The organism is Sporosarcina soli, from assembly GCF_042655805.1.
Lineage (GTDB): Bacteria > Bacillota > Bacilli > Bacillales_A > Planococcaceae > Sporosarcina > Sporosarcina soli.
This window is the reverse complement of sequence record NZ_JBHSNO010000006.1, coordinates 29,915-51,427: the sequence shown is the minus strand read 5'-3', so window position 1 is coordinate 51,427 and position 21,513 is coordinate 29,915. Positions and strand designations below refer to the sequence as shown.

Here is a 21,513-nt window from a genome sequence, read left to right as displayed (position 1 = left end):
AAAGCAAAATTAGACGAGGTGAGAAGTTTGGAAAGAACAATTGAATTAAGTAGAGAACATGCACAACAGGAAGATAGAAAGGATAAATTAAATAAGTATCGCGATGAATTTTATCTGCAACCAGGAATCACTTATCTTGATGGGAACTCTCTTGGACTAATGTCAAAACGCGCAGAAAAAAACGTCGAAGAATTAATGGATTCGTGGAAGCGGTATGGAATCAGAGGGTGGACACAAGGTAAATACCCTTGGTTTTTCTTACCCGAAAAATTAGGGGAAATGTGTGCACCACTTGTCGGTGCGTCAAAAGAAGAGGTTATTGTAAGCGGTTCCACAACATCGAATATTCATCAAGTCGTATCCACCTTTTATAAACCGGTGGGGAAGCGTACGAAGATTTTAGCTGATGAACTGACATTTCCGTCCGATATTTACGCATTGCAAAGTCAAATTCTATTGCAAGACCTTGATCCAGCGGAACATCTGATCCGCGTAAAAAGCCAAGATGGAAGAGTTATTGAAGAGGATGACATTATTGCAGCGATGACTGACGAAGTCGCCTTGATTTTTTTACCGACAGTTTTGTATCGAAGTGGTCAATTATTAGACATACAGCGTTTAACTGCAGAAGCGCATGCGAGAGGGATTTTGATTGGATTCGATGCATGCCATTCAATCGGTGCGGTCCCTCATTCTTTTAGTGAGTGGGATGTGGACTTTGCCGTATGGTGCAATTATAAGTATTTGAACGGTGGACCAGGATCGGTGGCGGGTCTTTATGTTCATAAAAAACATTTTGGGACACGTCCAGGTTTGGCTGGATGGTACAGCTCGAAAAAAGACAAACAATTCGATATGTCTCACACATTGGATGTAGAATGTTCCGCAGGCGCATTTCAAATAGGGACGTCGCATGTACTTAGCTTAGCTCCGATCATCGGTTCCTTAGAAATGTTTGCCGAAGCTAGTATTGAAAATATCCGTGAAAAGTCATTGCATATTACACGATATATGATGGATTTGATCAACCAGGAATTAGCTGGCTTAGGATTTACGATTGGGAATCCGAAAGAGGATGAACGTCGCAGTGGTCATATTTGTTTGGAACATAAAGAAGCGATTAGAATTTGTAAAGCACTCATTGATAATGGGATCATACCGGATAACCGTCCGCCGAATATTATTCGCTTGGCACCGGTCGCATTTTACACGTCCTACGTTGAAGTTTGGGATACTATTCAAACATTAAAGAAGATTATTGAAGAGAAGCAATATGAGCAATATAGCAAAGAACGGAATGTTGTGTCTTAAAACTAATGCCTTGTGCATATACCAACCAATATCCGTTTCGTTGGATAAAGCTTGCTAAATATAAAAGAGTTTCTATTTCGCATGAAAAGTTTACTAGAAGTTGGGCAGAAGAAATACTTCGTGTAATAAAGTCGAAATCCTATTTTGAAAGGAAGGGCTATGATGTCGAACGTTAGAAAACCTAATTTTATCCAAGCTTTATTGCCTTTAATCGTTTTGATGGTAGTTGCAGTATTTTCCATACTTCAATGGAAAACGGGAATGTATATGCCTCTCTTAAGCGGAATAATCGCTACGGCTATACTCGGTTTACTTCTTGGTCATAAGTGGGCTGATTTGGAAAAGTATATTTCTGAAGGTGTTTCTAGGGCTTTGTTGCCTTTATTCATTTTATTTGTGATTGGAATCATCATCGGAACTTGGGTTTTAAGCGGGACAATCCCAACTCTAATCTATTACTCGTTGGAGTTGATTCATCCAAGCATTTTTATACCAACAGTTGCTTTTGTAACGGGTGTTTTAAGTATTTCTACTGGAAGTTCTTTCACTGCGATTTCAACGATTGGTTTAGCTTTTATGGTCGTTGGGGAAGGGATGGGATTTCCAGCAGCTTTAGTAGCTGGAGCAATCTTATCAGGCGCTTATTTTGGCGATAAGCTTTCCCCATTATCGGACACAACGAATGTGGCGCCGGCTGTAGCAGAAACAGATTTATTTACTCACGTCAAGCATATGTTGTGGGATACTATTCCGGCATTTGTAATTTCTTTAATCCTATTCTTTTTTGTTGGATATAAGTACAATTTAAACAATGTTAGTATGGAGAAAATTAACGAGATTTTGGGAGTGTTAAGCAGCACGTTTGTGATTCATCCATTGTTATTGCTCATGCCAGTTGTTGCGATTTTACTTGTGATGAAAAAATATCCAGTACTTCCTTCTCTAATGGTGATTGGTCTTCTTGGCGGCGTAGTAGCTATGATTGTGCAGGGGAGTTCGATGGCTGATATTATGCAAACAATGACTAGCGGCTATGCAGCCGAAACAGGCATTCAAGAAGTAGATGCACTTTTAAATAAAGGTGGCATCCTGTCTATGTTAAATATCGTTGGTCTGGTCTTACTTGCTACTTCATTGGGAGGATTAATGGAAGGGACGAGTGTTTTTAAAGTATTATTGGAAACTCTTGTTGAAAAAGCTCGAACGACAAAATCATTGATTATGTTGACATTGACTTCAGCGACAACAATTGCATTGGCAAGCGGTTCTCAATTCCTTGTGTTAATTTTAACAGGTAGGGCTTTCTCGGGTATTTATAAAGAAAGGGGAATTGATACAAAAAATTTATCCAGGTGTATGGAGGCGGTTGGAACAGTTGGTATAAATCTTGTGCCTTGGAGTGTAAACTCTTTTTTCACTTTAAGTGTTCTGGGTGTATCCACTATGGAGTATATTCCGTACGCTTATTTTCTACTATTGGTTCCATTAATTAATATCATTTATGGATTGACTGGATTTACAATTACTAAAAAAATATATCCGGAAACGATTGCAGGTAGTGAAACGACAGAATCATTGAACGCTAAAAATACAGTTAAAGTTGGCGTTTGAAATTAAGGAAAAGGGCATGTAACAACGCTCTTTTCCTTACTATTATTATAGTCGGGGGTTAGAGATCTTGAAAAATAATCAACCAAATATTGTCATGATTACATGTGATCATCTAAGAGGGGACTTTTTAGGATGTGCTGGACATGACCTGATTCAAACCCCTCATATTGATTTATTAGCCAAAAAAGGAGTCCGTTTCACCCAAGCCTATTCAACTACCCCAATTTGCACACCTGCTCGAGCTACAATTATGACAGGATTGGACGGCAATAGCATAGGCTTAACGGAATACCAAGAGGGAAGGGAATTACCAGTGAAGGAAACACTTCCTCAACAATTAAGTGACGCTGGCTATCAAACGCTCGTTGTCGGAAAAATGCATACATATCCGGAACGACGTCATTATGGATTTAATAATATGATTTTATGTGAGGAAGGGCGCGCTCTTGGAGCCCCATATGGTGAAAAAAGAGGTTACGGTGATTATGAACAATGGCTGTCGGAACAAGGATATCCAGGAATGGCATTTGGACACGGAATGTCTATAAATAGCTATACGACAACATCTTGGCATTTACCTGATCATTTGCATCCCACAGAATGGATTGGCTATGAAGCTTGTAAACAAATTAAGCGTCGGGATTGGACAAGTCCATTATTCCTGTGGGCTTCATTTACAGCACCACATCCACCATTAACCCCTTTGTTAAAAGATCTTCATTTGTATGATCGTGATGAAATGCCTACCCCTGTCATTGGTGATTGGACTGAAGAACATCCTATATTCCATGAGTTAGGGCTTAGCTTTGGCGAGACAATGACCGAAAAACAAATTGATTTGGCTTACCGTGCTTATTTTGCGCTTGTGACACAAGTGGATCGGCAAGTAAATAGAATTATCGGTACACTCCGGGAAGAAGGAATACTTGATAATACATGGTTTATTTTTACATCGGATCATGGCGATAATTTAGGTGACCATAATCTTTGGCAAAAGACAAACTTCCTCAAGGGCTCGTGTAACATTCCGTTAATTATTACACCTCCGCTTGTAGGCAGGGGAGATGAATCTAGGAGCTTATTAAATGAGGAATGGCTCCCAGGGGAAGTGAACGATTCGGTAGTTGCATTGCAAGATATTTTACCAACATGTTGTGAAATAGCTGGTGCTAAAATACCTGAAAATATTGATGGAAAAAGCTTAGTGCCTCTAGTTGACGATGCAAATCAAGCTGTACGAGATGTATTATTGGGCGAATTCGGCTCAATTGGAAAGCGTTCACTAATGGTCAGCGATGGAAAGTGGAAATACATTTGGTATGAAGAAGATGGGGTAGAATTGTTATTTAATCTTCAAGAGGATCCCGATGAATTACACAATGCAGTTTTAGAGGAACCACAATTAACAGAACAATGGCGTGGAAAAATGATCTCACTAATTGAAAGTAGAGAGAGTGATCCAGCCGTAGTCAATGGTCAATTATGTCCGATTGCTCCAGGCGTTAAATTATCTTCAATGGAGAAGGAAATTAGAAAAAATTCATACCCATATTTCCATCCAATGGGATTGCGCATGTAAGTTTGGAAGGAGTAGAGTTGAATTGAAAAAAAAGCTTGCTGAGCTACGACAAGAATAAACAAATGATAAATAATATACATTTGTTTTCGCCAAAACCTAGTAAAGAATTCTTAATGAGTATAAGACACGGTGACAATCTTATTAAACTGCCGGGCGGGGAATTTTTTATGGGGACGGATACTCAAGATGGATTTCCGACTGATGGTGAAGGACCATGTAGAAAAGTTGGCTACCTCCCTTTTCAATTGACAGTTACGCGGTAACAAATGCAGAATTTCAAGAATTCATTGAAAAAACAGGTTATATAACCGACGCAGAACATTATAATTGGAGCTATGTTTTTCACTTGAATGCTTCGGTTTTTGTGAAAAAAAAGGTGAAGAACGTACCAGCGGGGACCCCTTGGTGGCTCATTGTTGAAGGGGCAAATTGGAAGCGGCCGGAGGGGCCGGATTCAACAATCGAAGAACGATTGTTGAATCCAGTTGTTCATATTTCTTGGATTGACGCAAATGCTTATTGCCATTGGTCTGGGAAAAGACTACCTACCGAAGAAGAATGGGAGTATGCTGCTAGAGGAGGATTAGTGAAAAAGAAATATCCTTGGGGAAATAAACTTAGCTATTCGAATGAACACCGCTGCAAAATTTGGCAAGGGGAGTTTCCCAACAGGAATACTAGCGAAGACGGGTACATTTCGACGGCTCCTGTAAATGCGTACACTCCAAATAAATTTGGATTATACAATGTGGTTGGAAATGTTTGGGAGTGGTGTTCGGATTGGTTTTCTACGGAACATTCGAAGCAATCGATGATAGAAAATCCAAGTGGTCCTCAAATAGGAACTACAAAAGTAATGAAAGGCGGCTCCTTTCTTTGCCACGATTCTTATTGTAATCGTTACCGTCTCGCTGCTCGAAGTTCAAATACGGTAGATATTTCAACAGCAAATATCGGTTTTCGTTGTGCTGCGGATCTATTTTCATGAAGTGAATTAAAAGGACAGTCTAGTAGTCGGTTTATAGCTAGATTGTCCTTATGAATTATGATTTAGTACGCGGTTCCAAATATAGCCCATCAATATACATGGTAGTAATCGTCTCAGCAATCTCTTCAAGCGGAGCGATATTTTCATTTCGTACGATTTCCCACTGATAGTTTTCATTGGCAAAGAACCATGAACGCGCAACAAGCGCGGCTTTTACATCGGTTCGAGCTAGTCCCTTATTTTGCACATACGTTATATCTTTTGTGATGTAGTGAATAAATGCATGCCGAATTTCATCCCATTTCGCATTCACAGAAGAAGAGTGACCATTCGCTTCTAAGAAGACTTTGAACATTTCCCGATTTGATTCTGCTAGTTTAAGAAAAGATGTCACTTGAGCTAGAACAAGCTCTTTTGCCTCTTTTTTTGAAGTAGGTTTGAAGGGTGTTTTAGCCAACTCCAAAAACTCTTGCATGACGTTTTCCATTAGCATAATTAAAATATCATCCTTACTTTTAAAATGAACATAAGCAGTTCCATACCCGGTTTTCGCTTTTTTTATAATTTGAGAGATCGTCGTTTTTTCAAATCCACGCTCGTAAAATATTTCATAAGCTGCATCTAGTAGCTTTTGTCGAGTTGCGATCGAACGTAATTTTCTACCATCGATATTTTTATCACTAGACTCCATATTTACCCCTCCATGTACCAGGAAAATTCTTTAACTTAATCTTATCTCAATTTAAAGTATTCAACAATGGGATACCAAAGAGACAGAAGTATAAGCAGGATAAAATCATTGTCCCGTTGAAAATCTTTTTTATAGAAAGAAAATAAATAATGTGAGGTGCCCTATGCCAATTATCCAAGTTCAAGTGATTAAAGGAAGAAGTGTAGAACAAATTAGAGATTTTATTGCACATGTAACAGAAGTCGCAGCAAAAGATTTAGAGGTGAACCCTGAGCAAGTACGAGTGATCGTGACTGAAATTGAAGATACCCATTGGGGAGCTGGGGGTCTTCCGATCAAGGAGTATAGGAGGCAAAAAGCGTTAGAGGAAAGCAACAAGACAAATTGAATCCCTTAATATTTTCAACCTTGATAAATTCTAATGAAAAATATATTAAAAAGATTCTAGAAATTTCACACTGTGAAAAAACCGTATTTTATCCAATATTCAAATCCTTTATATTGTATATACACCAAAGGTCATCAAATGGCGTAGAAATTCTAAAAGAAAAACTTTTGCTAGAGTTGCATGACCGGGAGAATTAATTAATACTATTAAAAATAATTGGAGGTTGGAAAATTATGGCTGAATCTACAATGACGAAATTGAATGCTTTTAACTTGGTGAAATGGATCGAGGATAATAAAGATCAACTAAAACCACCGGTCAATAATAAAGTTCTTTGGGAAGACTCGGAATTTATTTGTATGATTTTGGGAGGTCCAAACAAAAGACGTGACTTCCACGTTGACCCTTCCGATGAGTTTTTCTATCAAATCAAGGGAGATTGCTATGTTGAAGTGATCAACAATGGTAAACGTGAAGTGGTTACGGTAAAAGAAGGTGAAGTTTTCATGCTTCCGGCAAACGTACCCCACTCTCCACACCGGGTTGCAGACACATATGGTCTTGTCATCGAACGTAAGCGTGCGGAAGGTGAACTAGAAGATTTCGTTTGGTTCTGTGATGAATGTGACCAAGAAATGCACCGTAAAACAGTACAATTGACGAATATCGAAACACAAGTAAAAGGTGCGATTGAAGAGTTTAACGGAAGCGAGGAGCTTCGTACTTGTAAAAACTGCGGACATGTTATGTCTGAAGAAGTGGGGCTTTGGAAATGCGAGTAGATTTTCACACACATATTATACCTGAAAACATTCCTGATTTTGTTGAAAAGTTCGGTGGTGAAAGATGGCCGACACTTGAGAAGACATGTTCTTGCGGAGCAAACATTATGGTCGCTGGAAAAGTGTTCCGTGAAGTGACAGATCAAGTATGGAGCCCGGAAAAACGCATCCAAGATATGGATGCTGAAGGCGTCGATATTCAAGTTCTATCCCCGATTCCTGTCACTTTTTCTTATTGGGCAGAGCCGAATGCGGCAGAAGAGATGGCAAAAATCCAAAACGATTTCATTGCAGATACTGTAAAACAGTATCCGGACCGCTTCGTTGGTTTAGGTACTGTTCCCTTACAAGATGTCGAAGTTTCGATACGGGAAATGGATCGCTGTATTCATGAACTTGGGCTCAAGGGCATCGAAATCGGGACAAATGTAAATGGGGAAAACTTGGATGATCCTGCGTTTACTAAGTTCTTTGAAATGGCGGAAAAATGGGAAGTTCCATTATTCATTCACCCATGGGAAACGTTAGGAAGAGAGCGGATGCCAAGACATAATTTTATGTATACAGTCGGCATGCCGAGTGAAACCGCACTTGCAGCAGCAAGTTTGGTAAACGGTGGGGTAATGGAGAAATTTCCAAAATTGAAAGTTTGCTTCGCACATGGTGGAGGTTCTTTTCCATACATTTTACCGCGTCTAGATCAGGGCTGGAAAGTTTGGCCGCATTTGCGTAAAACGAGTAACCCACCAAGTCATTATGCGAAAAACTTTTATTTTGATTCCTTAAACTATGATCCTTTAAACCTGCAATATTTAGTTGACCGCTTTGGTCATGAAAAAGTTGTGATGGGCTCCGATTATCCGTTCCTATTACGGGAGATTCCACCAGGTAAAGTTATCGATGACACAGTTTCATTGACGGAAGAACAGAAAGAGGCAATTTTGGGCAAGAACGCGCTTGAGTTTTTGAATATTAAGGTAAAGGAAGAGATAAAACGATGAGTGCATCCGAAGTGAAAGCATTAACGCCTGAAGAAAGGCTTGAAGAATTAGGGCTTGAATTACCGCCCCTTCGCCCTGCCCATGGAGATTACGTCGGCTGTGTACGAACAGGTAACTTATTGTTTACAGCTGGCCAGGGCGTGGATCAGTATCACGGTAAATTAGGTAGAGAGTTAACGGTTGAAGAAGGGTATTTAGCTGCACAACAATCTATGTTGAACTTACTGAGCGTTGTTAAAAACGAAATTGGCGAATTAAGCAAAGTAAAGCAATTCGTAAAAGTGCTCGGCATGGTGAACTGTACGGAAGAGTTTACGGACACACCTAAAGTGATGAATGGTGCATCTGATTTAATCGGTAAACTGTTTGGCGAAAAAGGGAAGCATGGACGTTCGGCGGTAGGCATGCAGCAATTGCCGAATAATACAGCGATTGAAATCGAAATGATTATTGAAATAGAGGAAGAGTAAGGAGGAGCCACAGTGACAAAAGCGTTAGTAGCTGAACAAAAGAAGATTCAAGATGCAAAACTTTTTATAAACGGTGAATATGTAGATGCACTTTCAGGAGAAACATTTGATTCTCTGAATCCAGCTACCAATAAAAAGTTAGCGACTGTCGCAAATGGCGGGCAAGCAGATGCAAAGCTTGCCATTGACGTAGCGCAAAAAACATTTGTAAGCGGTGTCTGGAGCAATATGCCGGTCGAGGAAAGATCGAAAATTTTATGCAAGATGGCTGACTTGATTATGGAAAAAGTGGACCAACTCGCTTACGTTGAAACGTTGGATGTAGGAAAGCCGATCAAGGAAAGCCGTGATTTTGATATTCCACGCGCTGCCTCTAACTTCCGCTTTTTCGCTGAGATGGCAAAATATATGGTTCACGAGCATTATGACATGAGTAAGCATATGTCCTATGTTCAATATGCACCTGCGGGTGTAACAAGTCTGATCATTCCTTGGAACTTGCCTTTTATGCAATTGACATGGAAAGCATCTGCTGCACTAGCAGCCGGTAATACGGTTGTGGTAAAACCAGCTTCCTACACACCGTTAAGTGCTGTGCTGTTGGGTGAAATTGCAAACGAAGCAGGATTGCCGCCGGGTGTGCTGAACATTATCACGGGCCCTGGCGGAACAGTAGGAACAGAAATGGCAACGCATCCATCTGTCCGCCGTATTTCTTTCGTAGGCGAATCGAATACAGGGAAAACAGTCATGCGCAATGCGGCTGAAAACTTAATTCCTGTTTCGCTTGAACTAGGCGGGAAATCTGCAAATATTGTATTTGAAGACGCAGATCTCGATGAAGCAGTTGCGGGTTCAATTGAAGCAATATTCCGCAACCAAGGGGAAATTTGTTTAGCAGGTTCAAGAATTCTCGTTCAAGAAAGTATTTACGATCAATTTTTAGATAAATTTGTTGCAGCCGTTAAGAACATCAAAGTCGGCGATCCGCTTGATGAAACAACAGATATGGGAGCGCTTGTTTCAAGTGGTCATTTAAAATCGGTGGATGACTATGTACAAATTGGTCTTGCAGAAGGTGCGAAGCTGGCTTATGGCGGTAAAGTGGTTGCTGATCTGCCTGAAGGAAACTTCTATGAGCCGACGGTTTTATATGATGTGGACAACAGTATGCGCGTAGCACAGGAAGAAATTTTTGGACCTGTTCCGGTCGTTATTCCATTTAAAACGGAAGAAGACGCAATCCGTATTGCAAACGATTCCATTTATGGATTAGCGGGTGTTGTGTGGACAAACGATCTTCGTCGTGGTCAGCGAGTCACTTCACAAGTCCATTCAGGTCTCTTATGGGTCAACTGCTGGTACGTCCGCGATTTGCGTACGCCTTTCGGTGGGGCGAAAGCGAGCGGCATTGGGCGCGAAGGCGGTCGCCATAGTTTCGATTTCTATACAGAAGCGAAAACAATAACGATTAAAAAGTAAGGAATATAAATGAAAACGAAAGATAGGAGCACGAACTGCCTACCTTTCGTTTTCCATTTGAAGGAGCGCTGTTCAGATGACTGTAAAAACGATTGATTTTGCGAATGAACTGTTGGAAGCCGAAGAAACACGTAAACCAGTTGACCCTTTGACAAGTCGCGATCCGGGCTTGACAGTGGAGGATGCTTACGGCATTCAACTGGAAATCGCGAAAAGAAAAGTTGAACAAGGCAAAACAATAATCGGGAAAAAAGTAGGGTTAACAAGTGTGGCGATGCAAAAAATGCTGAATGTTGACGAGCCCGATTATGGTCACTTATTTGATGATATGCGTATTGAAAATAATGCATCTATTAAAATCGACTCTTTGATCTCTCCAAAGGTAGAGGCTGAAATCGGCTTTGTCTTAGCAGAAGATCTCGTTGGACCAAACATTACGTATATAGATGTTCTAATGGCAACGAAGTATGTCGTCCCGACAATTGAAATTATTGATAGCCGGGTGGCGGACTGGAACATTAAGTTGATTGATACAGTTGCAGATAACGGTTCTTCAGCAAAAGTTGTTGTGGGAGACAAACAGACCACCATCGAAAATGTAGACTTACGTACAAACAGCATGGTGTTGTTTAGCAATGATGAGCTCATCGCAACGGGTGCTGGAGCCGCCGCCCTCGGCCATCCTGCTCATGCGATCGCGTGGCTTGCGAATAAACTTCATGATTATGGCATCACGTTGAAAAAAGATGAGCTCATTTTACCGGGTGCGTTATCTGGAGCTGTGGCTGTTTCGGCAGGGGATACCATTAAAGCGGATTTCGGTGCACTCGGTTCGGTTTCCGTCCATTTCGAATAAGAGGCTAGAAGATGGGTTGCTGTTGATTGGCAAAAAAGAATGAAGTGAGGGTGTAACGAATGACTCAGGTGAAAGATAACCATAAAGAAATTATTGATTACTTATTTTGTGCTGAGCGTGATGTACGAGAAGTAACGAAAGTGACAGATGACTACCCTGCGTTAACTGTCCAGGAAGCTTATGAAATCCAGGACGGTTTGCTGGAGCGTAGGCTACAGGAAAAGGGTGCAAAAACGATCGGTGTGAAACTCGGTTTAACGAGTAAAGCAAAACAAAAAATGATGGGTGTGGATGAAGCTATTTACGGCTATTTACATAGCGATATGCTGGAGCTAGAGTGGGAGCCTGTTGATTCTTCAAAACTCATTCATCCGAAAGTAGAACCCGAAATCGCGTTTATGTTAGGGGAAGATTTGCAAGGGGTCGATGTCACGGCTGAAGATGTAATGCGCGCTACAAAATGTATAGCACCTGCGTTAGAAGTGATTGACAGTCGTTATAAAGATTTTCGATTTACATTAGTAGATGTGATAGCGGATAACTGTTCTTCCGTTAAATTCGTTGTTGGAAGCAAATGGGTTTCCCCTGAAACGATTGATGTCGGAAATATTGGGATGGTCATGTCCAAAAACGGAAAAGTGGAGCAAACAGGTTCAAGTGCCGCAGTATTAGGTCACCCGGCGACCGCAATCGCATGGGCAGTTAATGAACTGGGGGCACGAGGGAAAGGTTTGAAAAAAGGCGATATTATACTAAGTGGTGCGATGTCTGAAGCAATTGCTTTCGAAGCAGGCGACACGATTGTTGCTGATTTTGATGGTTTAGGCACGGTTTCAATGTCCGTAAAATGAATAAGTAAAAAGAGAGTGCGACTACATAGCGACTCTCTTTTTTTACATAATGGAAATCTAATAAAAAGAGAGGGTGTTAAATGAACTCCATACCCATATTGAAAGAATCTCCATTGGCAACTGCCTGGCGAATGTTACTCTGTTTGTTAGCGGCCCAATTGATTGTATCGTTTGTCGGTAGAAGTTTAGCGCCGTTAAGTGTCCTGATAAGTAAAGATCTTTCATTAACTCATGCCCAAATTGGTATGCTACCTGCTGCGTTGTTTTTCGGTCAATCGCTTGCCGCGATTCCATCGGGTATCTTGGTAGATCGAATCGGTTCAAAAAAACAATTATTAATCGTCATCATTATTTTAGCATTGGGTTTTGTAATGATAGCCAAGTCGAATGCATTTCTACTATTATTAATCTTTGTAGTAATTGCTGGTGGAGCTTACGGTGCAATGCATCCAACAACGAATCGGGGAATACTTTATTGGTTTCCGCAGCAGAAACGCGGAATGGCCATGGGTATCAAGCAAATGGGGATTACGGGAGGTTCTGCATTAGCGGCAATTGTATTATTACCATTAGCTAATTCAATCGGCTGGCGAATGGCACTGATTTTAAGTTGTGGATTATTACTACTGATTGGCATCCTGTCATCGTTATATTACCGGGATCCTGATAGAAAGGAAGAGATAACGGCTAGCTCAGAAAAAATCTCAATCGCTAAGCAATTTCGCAAAATGTTTAAAAATAAACCATTACTCCTCATTAGTATAAGTGCCATGGGTTTACAAGGTGCTCAGCTTTGCTTAACGACATATATCGTCCTGTTCGCCTTTGAACATTTAACCTTCTCACTCGTGATCGCAGGTACTTTACTTGTCATTGCCGAAATCGGTGGATCAGTCGGGAGGGTCGGATGGGGAACGATTAGTGATGTAATCCTGAAGGGGAAGCGCATGCCTATCATGTACTTGGTCACTTTAATCACAGCATGCTGTGCGTTATTATTAACACTTTTACAGCCGGGAAGCTCTTTATTGTACACAATGTCAATCATATTCATTTTTGGTTTTTGTATATCCGGTTATAATGGCGTATGGATGAATATTGTAACGGAACTTGTTCCAAAAGAGGAATCCGGGCTTGCCACGGGTATTACCATAACGATTAGTTCTTTGGGTGTTATGTTTATACCACCATTTTTTGGATTTTTGATTGATAAAAGTGGGGCTTTTTCGGCAGGGTGGCTATTTATAGTCCTGTTGATGGGCGGAATCATTTTTTTATTGCGAAGCACTAGCATTGCATTGAAAAATAGTAAATGTTAAAATTTCACCCCATTTTCAAAAATGTAATCGAAAAAAAGCAGGTGGCGAAAACGATGCGTTTTTCTCTACCTGCTTTTTAATATTTATGCCAACATATAAGAAAAATGATAATCCTTCTTGGTGTAGACATAGCCTTCAAATATCATGCGTGCAGTACGAACTACTTTAATTGCATTTAAATGTCCGGCAATCAAATCGACTTTGGTTTCCATGATTCCAGCAGGATGTCCTAATCGAATCACATCTTGTTCCACGGAAATTACATCAGATAGTATGGTATCTTTTAAAAATGCCCCTGCAGTTGTGCAAATCGCGCCTGTAATGGCTAGCGCTTGATGGGGTTTTTGCATAGACATCATACGAATCGTACAATCCATATCTGACCCATACCTTTCTATCCCGGTTACATCTTTATAGGTCGTTGGGGGAGAAATAATCGTCATTTTTGGAACGGCAGGAGATTTTTTAGTAGCTTCCTGTTTCGTTGAAAATTGGCACATTTCAGCCGCAATTGATCTGATTTCTTCTAACTCAGCCAGTTTTTCAGCCGTGAACTCATTTGGTAATTCAGATCCGTTCAAGCCAACATCCTCGGCTTTTACAAACACTAACGGATTGGCAACATCTATAATGGAGATATCGATATCTCCGTTAGGTGTTTGAATCCGATCTGTAGGATTTCCAGTTGGGAATAATTTTCCTGTCACTGCTCCTTCGGCATTGGTGAAGGAAAGATAGATGGGGGATCCTGTTCCTGGAACACCAGGAATTGAACACAATCCATCCGTTTTGACACGGCCATTTTCAACTTCAACTTCAGCAATAATCACCTTTTGGGTATTCGTATTCAATATTTTGACCCTTGTAATTGGTTCAATCGCAGGAACTAGCCCTTGTTGAATAGCATATGGACCTACTGCAGATGAAATATTTCCACAATTCCCTTTAAAATCTACTAATTGATTATCAATACTAACTTGAGCAAATGTATATTCAACATCTATATCGTTTAAACCGGACTTTCTGATGATTGCCGCTTTACTTGTTAATGAATTGGCTCCCCCGATTCCATCGATTTGTCTTCGGTCTGGACTACCCATAATATCCAATAAAAAATCATTCCAAAGCGAACGATCATCTGGCATGTCTTTATAATCAAGGAAAACACCTTTACTTGTTCCACCACGCATAATAACTACAGGCACTCTCATCATCAAAACCACCTCTACTTTTACATTTAACTATCGAAGCTTCTAAAAATAGCGTAGAATAAATAAGAAAATAAGTAAAATAGATAATTTTTAACCAAAAATAAAAAAAAATCTTATAATCAAAAGGGGAGCGCGATAAAAATGGACGAAAAAGACTGGCATGCAATCCGTGTATTATATGAAGAAAAAAATATTACGAGGGCTGCAGAAAGGTTATATATTTCCCAACCGGCGTTAACGTATCGATTTAAAAATCTAGAGAAAATATTTGGAATTAGGTTATTTTTTAAAATAAAAGGCGGTATTGAATTTACGCCTGAAGGGGTGCATTTGGCTGAATATGCTTTAGAAATGATTGATAAGTTGCAGCGAACGAAAGACTATATGTTGAATATGCAAAATGAAGTAAGGGGGACTTTAAGGTTGGGTGTCTCCAGTAATTTTGCTCAATATAAGTTGCCAAAAATATTAAAAAAATTCTCGACTAATTATCCAATGGTACAATTTAACGTGAATACTGGTTGGAGTGCTGATATTATGAAGCTTTTGGACTCTTCCAGTGTACAACTAGGAATATTACGAGGAAACTACGATTGGTATGGAATAAAGACGTTGTTGCATAAAGAACGACTATGTTTAATATCCAAAAAGGAAATCGATATGGAAAATTTACCGAATCTGCCATTCATTAATTATAAAACGGATAGTTCTTTAAAAAATTTGATTAATGGTTGGTGGCATGATCGATATACAGAGCCGCCACAAGTTATCATGGAAACCGATCGGCAAGAAACTTGTAAAGAGATGGTTAAAAATGATTTAGGAGTTGCCATCTTACCTGAAATTTGCCTACAACCTTCTGATAATCTTTTTACCCATGGCTTGTCCTATAAAAGCGAGGAACCTGTTTTCAGAAACACTTGGCTAATGTACAACAAGGATTCCCTTAAACTCTCCACTGTTAATAGTTTTATAGATTTTTTAAATGACCATCGCAATCTGTAAGCACTACCGAAGAAAGAGCAGGGAAGGGTACATTCCCTGTTCTTTCTTTGTTAATTTCTATACAGAAGTGATTATAAGTATTTTTTTAAGAATTATTAAAGAAATATCTATTTTACTTATTTTCCGAGATATAATACTCTTAAAACATATAAAAATTAGAAATTGCACAAAGGGAAAAGACGAGTGGACCATAAAAGGCCAATTTTTCAAGATTCCACTTTGTAAGCGATTACTTTACAGGGGGTATTATGATGCTTACATTATTAGGAGTATCCATGGTTGTCGTTTTCACGTATTTGATCATGTCGAAGCGTTTATCGCCGGTTACGGCACTTGTAGTCGTGCCCATTGCTTTTGCGCTAATTGGGGGATTTGGCTTAGAGCTAGGTGACATGATGTTAGACGGTTTAAAAGTTGTTGCACCATCTGCTGCTTTACTACTCTTTGCCATTCTGTTCTTTGGCATCTTGATTGATGCAGGTCTATTTGATCCACTCATTAACAAAATGATGAAACTTGTTAAAGGGGATCCAGTCAAAATCGCATTGGGAACTGCAGTGATTGCGATGATTGTGGCGCTCGATGGTGATGGAACAACGACACATATGATTACAATTTCAGCTATGTTAGCGCTTTATTTAAGAATTGGAATGAATCCACTCATTTTGGCGACTATTTCAATGCTGGCAGTCAGTATTATGAGTGGGATGACTCCATGGGGTGGACCTGCTACGCGGGCAATCGCGTCGCTAGGACTCGATGCAAACGAATTCTTTATTCCGCTCATTCCAACGATGCTTGCTGGAATGATATCCATTCTTTTTATTGCATATATACTTGGAGTAAAAGAACGTGTCAGATTAGGTGTAATCGTACTTGAAGAAATTCCGAAAGAAGCATTGGCGATGAGCGGTGTCGCTGCCAGTGCTGCAGTGCAAGAAGATATTAAACGACCTAAATTGAGAATGTTTAACCTCGTCTTGGTCGTTGTAATTATGGGCATCTTGGTAACGGGAATTATGCCTGTATCCATTTTGTTCCTGATTGGTTTTGTAATCGCAGCTATGATTAACTATCCAAATTTGGAACAGCAAAAAGAGCGTATTGCAGCACATGCTGGCAACGCAATAACAGTGGTCACGTTAGTGTTCGCGGCTGGAATATTTGCAGGTATTTTTTCGGGAACAAACATGGTGGATGCAATTGCCAATTCATTGATTTCTATTATTCCAGACTCATTGGGTTCTTTCTATCCTTTAGTCGTAGCCATCACAAGTTTACCGTTTACGTTTGTGTTATCGAATGATGCCTATTATTTTGGCGTATTACCTATATTGGCTGAAGCGGGAGCTGCGTATGGAGTGAGTGCCTTGGAAATTGCGAGAGCTTCAGTATTGGGACAACCTGTGCATTTCTTAAGTCCGCTTGTTGCGTCGACCCTTTTGCTTGTCGGAATGGTAAAAACAGATATCGGAACATTTCAGCGATATGCATTTAAATGGGCTCTTCTTTGCTCGTTAGCGATCATCGTTGTGGCGTTTGTGACAAATGTAATTTAAGCAAATAAATAAGTCCTTCTCCCCCTTTAGAAGAGGTGAGAAGGACTTGTTTATGTAATTATGCTATCTGTATTTCGTGTTTTTCTATAAATCGATTGGATTGTCATCAACTTCGTCGATTCGAGTGATGACTTCAACAATGACTTTCGATAACGTCATTACTGTTAGTAGCCGGGTATCGTTTAAAAATTGGGATTTAGGTAAAGGGTCGACATAATTGACGACGCCTTTAAAATGATAATCGCCCACTTCAGGTAAAATTGTTTCAAGGGCTTTCCCGGGAATAAGTGGACCTTCTTCAAAAAGAACATACCCAACTTGCTCCTGTTTGCCTAAACTGGCGTCAATACTAAAAATAAGAGGTTTCTTAAATCGCTTATTGATCGATTTTAGAACTTCTTTTAAATTAAAGGCATGTACAGGTTCCTCTAATGTTCCGTAAACAAGAAAAGGTAATTCGCGTTCATTTAGCATAGAGCCAACTAAAGGCCCCAACGAATCACCGATATATCGATCAGAACCGATGCATAAAAAAATGACATCTTTCCCCTCGTTTGATGGATGGTCGATGATACTTTTTAGCATGGATGCGAGTAAATCAATTTCTCTTTCTTTGTATTTCCCCTTGGTATTTAATTCGAATGTTAGTAATTCCGAAATATCTTTTTCTGAACGATCAACATAACTTCCCATCTCGCCCCCCCTTTTCATATCTGTAAAAATTATTAAAGTCATTTAAATCATTTACTTAAATTAAACCATTAAATTTAAAATGAATCCACTTAAGCGGACGCTTCGGAATGCGCCTCTTTTTTGCTGTCCCAGTAATTCAATAGCCTAAAGAATGGGGGGAGTATGACACAAACGGAAATGACACGTAGCACTTGTACCGCGACGACAAATGTTGAGTCTGCATCGAGGACAATGGCGGTGGTGGTCATTTCGGCGATTCCGCCAGGTGCAAAAGCCAAAGCGGATGTTACGAATGATAAGTCGGTGATACGTGCTGTTAGATAGGCGCAAAAGAACATAGAAACAATGAGGAAAGTGGTACTTAAAAATGAAATGGCTAGCGTTTTCTTAAGTCCGATAAACATATCTTTATGAATTCGGGAGCCGATGCTAGCACCGATGATCACTTGTGAAAAAATGATAAGCGCAGAAGGCCACCAGGAGACAAGTTCATAGCCGATAACGATTGAACTGAAAGACTTGATAATTGCGACCGCGACCATGCTGCCAATTAGCCATGGAGCCGGAAACTTTAAAAAGACACCTAGATAGTATCCAAGACATGCAATCCCAACTAATAACGCGGTCGCCATAAGATGCTCCATTTGAAAAGGAATGGAAGCTACATCGATATGCACGGCTGTTTGCACGGGGTGGACGACCCAAAGTGATAAGACGAGAGGGACAGAAAGAACGACCAAAAAGATTCGCATCGTTTGAATGATACTGACAACCCCCGTATTGGCCCCAACTTCATCTGCAATGCCTGGAATGGTAGATAATCCTCCTGGTGCAGTGGAGAAAAAGCTCGTCAACATATCCAGATTGCTGAATTTCCATAAAACTAGTCCCGATAGTAAAGCAAAAATGATCGACAGTAAAAGCATGGTCGTAATTGTCAACCAGTTTTCCAGAAAAATAAAGAACACGGCGTCATTCATTTTTTGCCCTAGCTCAATACCCAAAATACATTGTCCGATGGCCATCCAATATTTCGGAATCCCTTTTTGATCGGCGGATATTTTCAAAAACTTTGGTTTAAAAATAAAAAGCAGTGTGGCAGTTAATAGTGTTCCAATCATCCAACCGACAGGCAGCCCTGTAAAAGATAGGAGAAAGCCTCCCATTCCACTGATGAGCACAAATAGGGATGTTTTCAAAAGCTCCTTTTTTCTGGACAATCAAACCTCCCCCTTCATGATAAGTAATTAGATAGTATTTTGATTTAAATAATTTGCTTGCTGTATTCATTATAGTACACTAAGAGAAATTGAAAAAATATTGATTTTTTATATTTGGGCATAAATAAAATTGATAGCTGAAAGTGGGGACTTATGATGGATGAACGTGATTGGCTCATGTTAACGACGCTTTATCATGAAAAGAATATTACAAAGGCTGCCCAGCAATTATTTATTTCACAACCAGCCTTGACCCATCGCCTTCAACAATTAGAAAAAAAGTTTAACGTGAAAATTGTAGTGAGGGGGAGGCGTGGTGTTCAATTCACACCGCAAGGGGAATACTTGGCAAAATGTGCAAAAGAAATGTTAGCAACGTTTCAACAAATAAAAGAAAATGTGTTAAATATGGATCATAAAGTGGAAGGCGTTTTGAAGTTGGGCGTTTCGAACTTTTTTACGGATTACAAGCTCCCGAATCTGTTAAAACGATTTAAAGAACAATATCCGTCAATTGAATTCAAGGTGACGACAGACTTTAGCAGTGAAATTGCCCATTTAATTTACAATCAAGATGTCCATGTGGCCTTTGTGAAGGGGGAGTACGGTTGGAAAGAACAAAAACGGTTGTTATTCGATGAAACATTATGTATTGCTTCGAAAGAGAAAATTGCAATCGAAGATCTGCCTTCCTTACCGAGGATCGATTACCGAACGGATCCATTGCTGCAAACAGCTGTCGATCATTGGTGGTATGAAAATTTTAGCAAGCCATCGTTAGTAAGCATTGAAGTGGATAAAGCGGACACATGCAAAAAAATGGTCGTCAATGGATTGGGCTATGCCATCATGCCAACCATGATTTTGAGCGATGTGGAAGACGTTCATAAAATTATCATCAAGACGAAAGATGGGATGCCGATTATTCGAAAAACATGGATGTTTTTTCATGAGGAATCATTGCAATTAAATATCGTCAAAGCCTTTGTCGATTTTGTGGAAAAATTGAGTTTGGAAGAGGGGATTTGATTAGATTCAGCTAACGCTTTTGTATTGAATGCGTAGCACAACGAATAGATAGATGTCGTTTGATGGTTTTGTTATACTATCTATGTCATAGTCGAAATTAAGTTAACCAGATAAGTACAGTGATTTAATAAAATGTGATAGTAGAGGTGTCTGGATGAGTCAAATTATAAAACCTGAATCGCTTCATTTACAAGCGTACAATATAATAAAAAAGTCGATTATGGAAGGAGAGTACAAACCTTCTGAACGTGTGGTAGAAGCTCGAGTGGCTAGCAAACTTGGAATTAGTAGAGGGCCTGTTAGAGAGGCAATTCGTATGCTCATTCAAGACGGGTTACTGATTTATAATGATGGCTTTGTACGCGTCTATAAGCCGACAGTGCAAGACGTGATAGATATTTTTGAATGTCGGGAAAGCTTAGAAGTCTTAGCGATCCGGCTAGCGATCAAAAACATATCCAAAGAGGAAAAAGAACAACTAGCTACTAATATCAAAGAAACAAAAGAAGCAATGAACCGTGGCGTAGTTGTTGAATTGGGTCAGTTAGATCAACAGTTTCATGCAATGATCATTCAAGCATCAAAAAACAAGCAATTAATTGAATTATTGGAGGTCATTAAAACCAAAATTCATTATATGCGTAATAGTATGATCAAAGGCGAATTTTATCCGACATTTGTTGAAGAGCATGAAGGCATTGTGAAGATTTTACATGAAGGTAATGAAGAAGAAGCAGTAAAAATAATGAGCTTACATATTAAAAAGGGGCTAGAAGGAGTTCTGTTACATCTTGATAACAACTAGCTATTATTAATCCTAATCCATTTCGTCTGGTTAGGATTTTTTTATTTGCGGAATATTCGGTTGACAGTTAACAGTTAACCGAATATACTCGGGTTATATTCGATGATTCAAAAGATTTAGGAGGGCAAGAAGTGAAAATTGACTCTCGTATACAAATGTATCCCCTCAATGTAAGCGGATACAAATCTGAGTTGCTTTGCACTTTTGGAAATTGAAGAATATGAGAGAGGAAGAGGATAATGGTCAAACGGCTAAAGATAGGTGATTTGCATACGACAACGATAAAAGTGACGAAGGAAATGTTTGCTCAATTTGAAGGGGAAGTCGTTCATCCAACTTATTCTACCGTATCGATGGTTTACCACATGGAATGGGTATCTAGAAATCTAATTTTACCCTATTTGGAAGACGGTGAAGAAGGGATGGGTGCTGCTGTAACGGTCAAACATATCGCGCCTTCAGGCTTGGATTCTATAGTTGAAGTGATAGCTGTTGTTTGTGAAGTAAGTGAATGCGAGGTCGTTACGGAAGTAACTTTAAAAAATGAATACGGGCTAATTGGGATTGGAGAAGTGAAGCAAGTGATTCTTCCGAAAGAAGTCATTCAGAAAAAATTAAAAAAGCAAGATGCGTCACACGCTTAATGAGTTGGGATATAACAA

At 39.7% G+C, this 21,513-nt stretch carries 21 protein-coding genes; 17 read left to right on the top strand and 4 right to left on the bottom strand.

Translation table 11 applies throughout. The annotated features are described in order from the left end of the window. Window positions 1-27 precede the first annotated feature (27 nt). The 4 genes from kynU to ACFPRA_RS12525 all read left to right on the top strand — a co-directional run bounded on the left by kynU (window position 28) and on the right by ACFPRA_RS12525 (window position 5,489). Window positions 28-1,311 carry a kynureninase gene (gene kynU / locus ACFPRA_RS12540; RefSeq protein WP_381435047.1) on the top strand — a complete coding sequence of 428 codons (1,284 nt, stop codon included), beginning with the start codon at window positions 28-30 and terminating at the stop codon, window positions 1,309-1,311. A 162-nt stretch (window positions 1,312-1,473) separates the two neighbouring features. Beyond that, window positions 1,474-2,922 (top strand): Na+/H+ antiporter NhaC, encoded by a 1,449-nt coding sequence (gene nhaC, locus ACFPRA_RS12535; protein WP_381435044.1) that lies wholly within the window; start codon window positions 1,474-1,476, stop codon window positions 2,920-2,922. A 67-nt stretch (window positions 2,923-2,989) separates the two neighbouring features. Beyond that, entirely contained in the window at window positions 2,990-4,501 is a 1,512-nt protein-coding gene (locus ACFPRA_RS12530; RefSeq protein ID WP_381435041.1) for a sulfatase-like hydrolase/transferase, read from the top strand. A gap of 244 nt (window positions 4,502-4,745) precedes the next feature. Then, window positions 4,746-5,489, top strand: a complete 744-nt coding sequence (locus tag ACFPRA_RS12525) for a formylglycine-generating enzyme family protein (protein WP_381435630.1) — start codon at window positions 4,746-4,748, stop codon at window positions 5,487-5,489. Window positions 5,490-5,544: 55 nt separating this feature from the next. Here ACFPRA_RS12525 and ACFPRA_RS12520 read toward each other — a convergent pair whose 3' ends face one another. Further along, entirely contained in the window at window positions 5,545-6,180 is a 636-nt protein-coding gene (locus tag ACFPRA_RS12520) for a TetR/AcrR family transcriptional regulator (protein WP_381435038.1), read from the bottom strand. Window positions 6,181-6,343: 163 nt separating this feature from the next. Here ACFPRA_RS12520 and ACFPRA_RS12515 point away from each other — a divergent pair, with 163 nt between their 5' ends. The 8 genes from ACFPRA_RS12515 to ACFPRA_RS12480 all read left to right on the top strand — a co-directional run bounded on the left by ACFPRA_RS12515 (window position 6,344) and on the right by ACFPRA_RS12480 (window position 13,329). After that, window positions 6,344-6,568, top strand: coding sequence for a 2-hydroxymuconate tautomerase family protein (locus tag ACFPRA_RS12515; RefSeq protein ID WP_381435035.1), 225 nt, complete (start codon window positions 6,344-6,346; stop codon window positions 6,566-6,568). A gap of 233 nt (window positions 6,569-6,801) precedes the next feature. Further along, a complete protein-coding gene (locus tag ACFPRA_RS12510) occupies window positions 6,802-7,350 on the top strand; it encodes a 3-hydroxyanthranilate 3,4-dioxygenase (RefSeq protein ID WP_381435032.1) in 549 nt (182 codons plus the stop codon). Beyond that, window positions 7,341-8,351 carry an amidohydrolase family protein gene (locus ACFPRA_RS12505; protein WP_381435029.1) on the top strand — a complete coding sequence of 337 codons (1,011 nt, stop codon included), beginning with the start codon at window positions 7,341-7,343 and terminating at the stop codon, window positions 8,349-8,351. Before ACFPRA_RS12510 ends, ACFPRA_RS12505 begins: the two co-directional genes overlap by 10 nt. Beyond that, on the top strand, window positions 8,348-8,821 hold the full coding sequence (locus ACFPRA_RS12500) for a RidA family protein (protein WP_381435026.1): 474 nt from the start codon (window positions 8,348-8,350) through the stop codon (window positions 8,819-8,821). Before ACFPRA_RS12505 ends, ACFPRA_RS12500 begins: the two co-directional genes overlap by 4 nt. 12 nt (window positions 8,822-8,833) lie before the next feature. After that, a complete protein-coding gene (locus ACFPRA_RS12495) occupies window positions 8,834-10,303 on the top strand; it encodes an aldehyde dehydrogenase (RefSeq protein WP_381435023.1) in 1,470 nt (489 codons plus the stop codon). A 76-nt stretch (window positions 10,304-10,379) separates the two neighbouring features. After that, window positions 10,380-11,159 carry a 2-keto-4-pentenoate hydratase gene (locus ACFPRA_RS12490; RefSeq protein WP_381435021.1) on the top strand — a complete coding sequence of 260 codons (780 nt, stop codon included), beginning with the start codon at window positions 10,380-10,382 and terminating at the stop codon, window positions 11,157-11,159. Between the two features lie 59 nt (window positions 11,160-11,218). Next, on the top strand, window positions 11,219-12,010 hold the full coding sequence (locus tag ACFPRA_RS12485) for a 2-keto-4-pentenoate hydratase (protein WP_381435018.1): 792 nt from the start codon (window positions 11,219-11,221) through the stop codon (window positions 12,008-12,010). Window positions 12,011-12,090: 80 nt separating this feature from the next. Next, window positions 12,091-13,329, top strand: coding sequence for an MFS transporter (locus ACFPRA_RS12480; RefSeq protein ID WP_381435014.1), 1,239 nt, complete (start codon window positions 12,091-12,093; stop codon window positions 13,327-13,329). 83 nt (window positions 13,330-13,412) lie between these two features. Here ACFPRA_RS12480 and ACFPRA_RS12475 read toward each other — a convergent pair whose 3' ends face one another. Next, a complete protein-coding gene (locus tag ACFPRA_RS12475; protein ID WP_381435012.1) occupies window positions 13,413-14,543 on the bottom strand; it encodes a 2-methylaconitate cis-trans isomerase PrpF family protein in 1,131 nt (376 codons plus the stop codon). 138 nt (window positions 14,544-14,681) lie between these two features. On the opposite strand from ACFPRA_RS12475, the gene ACFPRA_RS12470 reads away from it, so the two are divergent. Both ACFPRA_RS12470 and ACFPRA_RS12465 read left to right on the top strand, forming a co-directional pair. Next, window positions 14,682-15,545: a LysR family transcriptional regulator gene (locus ACFPRA_RS12470; RefSeq protein WP_381435009.1), complete on the top strand. Its 864-nt coding sequence runs from the start codon at window positions 14,682-14,684 to the stop codon at window positions 15,543-15,545. A 251-nt stretch (window positions 15,546-15,796) separates the two neighbouring features. Continuing rightward, on the top strand, window positions 15,797-17,104 hold the full coding sequence (locus ACFPRA_RS12465) for a CitMHS family transporter (protein ID WP_381435006.1): 1,308 nt from the start codon (window positions 15,797-15,799) through the stop codon (window positions 17,102-17,104). Between the two features lie 84 nt (window positions 17,105-17,188). Here ACFPRA_RS12465 and yyaC read toward each other — a convergent pair whose 3' ends face one another. Next, on the bottom strand, window positions 17,189-17,797 hold the full coding sequence (gene yyaC / locus ACFPRA_RS12460; RefSeq protein WP_381435003.1) for a spore protease YyaC: 609 nt from the start codon (window positions 17,795-17,797) through the stop codon (window positions 17,189-17,191). 89 nt (window positions 17,798-17,886) lie between these two features. After that, window positions 17,887-19,017, bottom strand: coding sequence for an AbrB family transcriptional regulator (locus ACFPRA_RS12455; RefSeq protein ID WP_381435001.1), 1,131 nt, complete (start codon window positions 19,015-19,017; stop codon window positions 17,887-17,889). A 156-nt stretch (window positions 19,018-19,173) separates the two neighbouring features. Between ACFPRA_RS12455 and ACFPRA_RS12450 the strand changes: the two genes are divergently transcribed. The 3 genes from ACFPRA_RS12450 to ACFPRA_RS12440 all read left to right on the top strand — a co-directional run bounded on the left by ACFPRA_RS12450 (window position 19,174) and on the right by ACFPRA_RS12440 (window position 21,495). Beyond that, window positions 19,174-20,046: a LysR family transcriptional regulator gene (locus tag ACFPRA_RS12450; protein ID WP_381434998.1), complete on the top strand. Its 873-nt coding sequence runs from the start codon at window positions 19,174-19,176 to the stop codon at window positions 20,044-20,046. A 154-nt stretch (window positions 20,047-20,200) separates the two neighbouring features. After that, entirely contained in the window at window positions 20,201-20,851 is a 651-nt protein-coding gene (locus ACFPRA_RS12445; protein ID WP_381434995.1) for a GntR family transcriptional regulator, read from the top strand. Between the two features lie 239 nt (window positions 20,852-21,090). After that, window positions 21,091-21,495, top strand: coding sequence for a thioesterase family protein (locus ACFPRA_RS12440; RefSeq protein WP_381434992.1), 405 nt, complete (start codon window positions 21,091-21,093; stop codon window positions 21,493-21,495). The last annotated feature ends 18 nt before the right edge of the window (window positions 21,496-21,513 follow it).

What these genes read in the sequence shown, in the direction of transcription:
- ACFPRA_RS12445 (WP_381434995.1), top strand. Translation starts at nt 20,201, where the DNA reads ATGAGTCAAATTATAAAACCTGAATCGCTTCATTTACAAGCGTACAAT.
- ACFPRA_RS12480 (WP_381435014.1), top strand. Translation starts at nt 12,091, where the DNA reads ATGAACTCCATACCCATATTGAAAGAATCTCCATTGGCAACTGCCTGG.
- ACFPRA_RS12470 (WP_381435009.1), top strand. Translation starts at nt 14,682, where the DNA reads ATGGACGAAAAAGACTGGCATGCAATCCGTGTATTATATGAAGAAAAA.
- ACFPRA_RS12465 (WP_381435006.1), top strand. Translation starts at nt 15,797, where the DNA reads ATGCTTACATTATTAGGAGTATCCATGGTTGTCGTTTTCACGTATTTG.
- ACFPRA_RS12485 (WP_381435018.1), top strand. Translation starts at nt 11,219, where the DNA reads ATGACTCAGGTGAAAGATAACCATAAAGAAATTATTGATTACTTATTT.
- ACFPRA_RS12510 (WP_381435032.1), top strand. Translation starts at nt 6,802, where the DNA reads ATGGCTGAATCTACAATGACGAAATTGAATGCTTTTAACTTGGTGAAA.
- ACFPRA_RS12505 (WP_381435029.1), top strand. Translation starts at nt 7,341, where the DNA reads ATGCGAGTAGATTTTCACACACATATTATACCTGAAAACATTCCTGAT.
- ACFPRA_RS12500 (WP_381435026.1), top strand. Translation starts at nt 8,348, where the DNA reads ATGAGTGCATCCGAAGTGAAAGCATTAACGCCTGAAGAAAGGCTTGAA.
- ACFPRA_RS12515 (WP_381435035.1), top strand. Translation starts at nt 6,344, where the DNA reads ATGCCAATTATCCAAGTTCAAGTGATTAAAGGAAGAAGTGTAGAACAA.
- ACFPRA_RS12490 (WP_381435021.1), top strand. Translation starts at nt 10,380, where the DNA reads ATGACTGTAAAAACGATTGATTTTGCGAATGAACTGTTGGAAGCCGAA.
- nhaC (WP_381435044.1), top strand. Translation starts at nt 1,474, where the DNA reads ATGTCGAACGTTAGAAAACCTAATTTTATCCAAGCTTTATTGCCTTTA.
- ACFPRA_RS12475 (WP_381435012.1), bottom strand. Translation starts at nt 14,543, where the DNA reads ATGATGAGAGTGCCTGTAGTTATTATGCGTGGTGGAACAAGTAAAGGT.
- ACFPRA_RS12450 (WP_381434998.1), top strand. Translation starts at nt 19,174, where the DNA reads ATGGATGAACGTGATTGGCTCATGTTAACGACGCTTTATCATGAAAAG.
- ACFPRA_RS12520 (WP_381435038.1), bottom strand. Translation starts at nt 6,180, where the DNA reads ATGGAGTCTAGTGATAAAAATATCGATGGTAGAAAATTACGTTCGATC.
- ACFPRA_RS12440 (WP_381434992.1), top strand. Translation starts at nt 21,091, where the DNA reads ATGGTCAAACGGCTAAAGATAGGTGATTTGCATACGACAACGATAAAA.
- yyaC (WP_381435003.1), bottom strand. Translation starts at nt 17,797, where the DNA reads ATGGGAAGTTATGTTGATCGTTCAGAAAAAGATATTTCGGAATTACTA.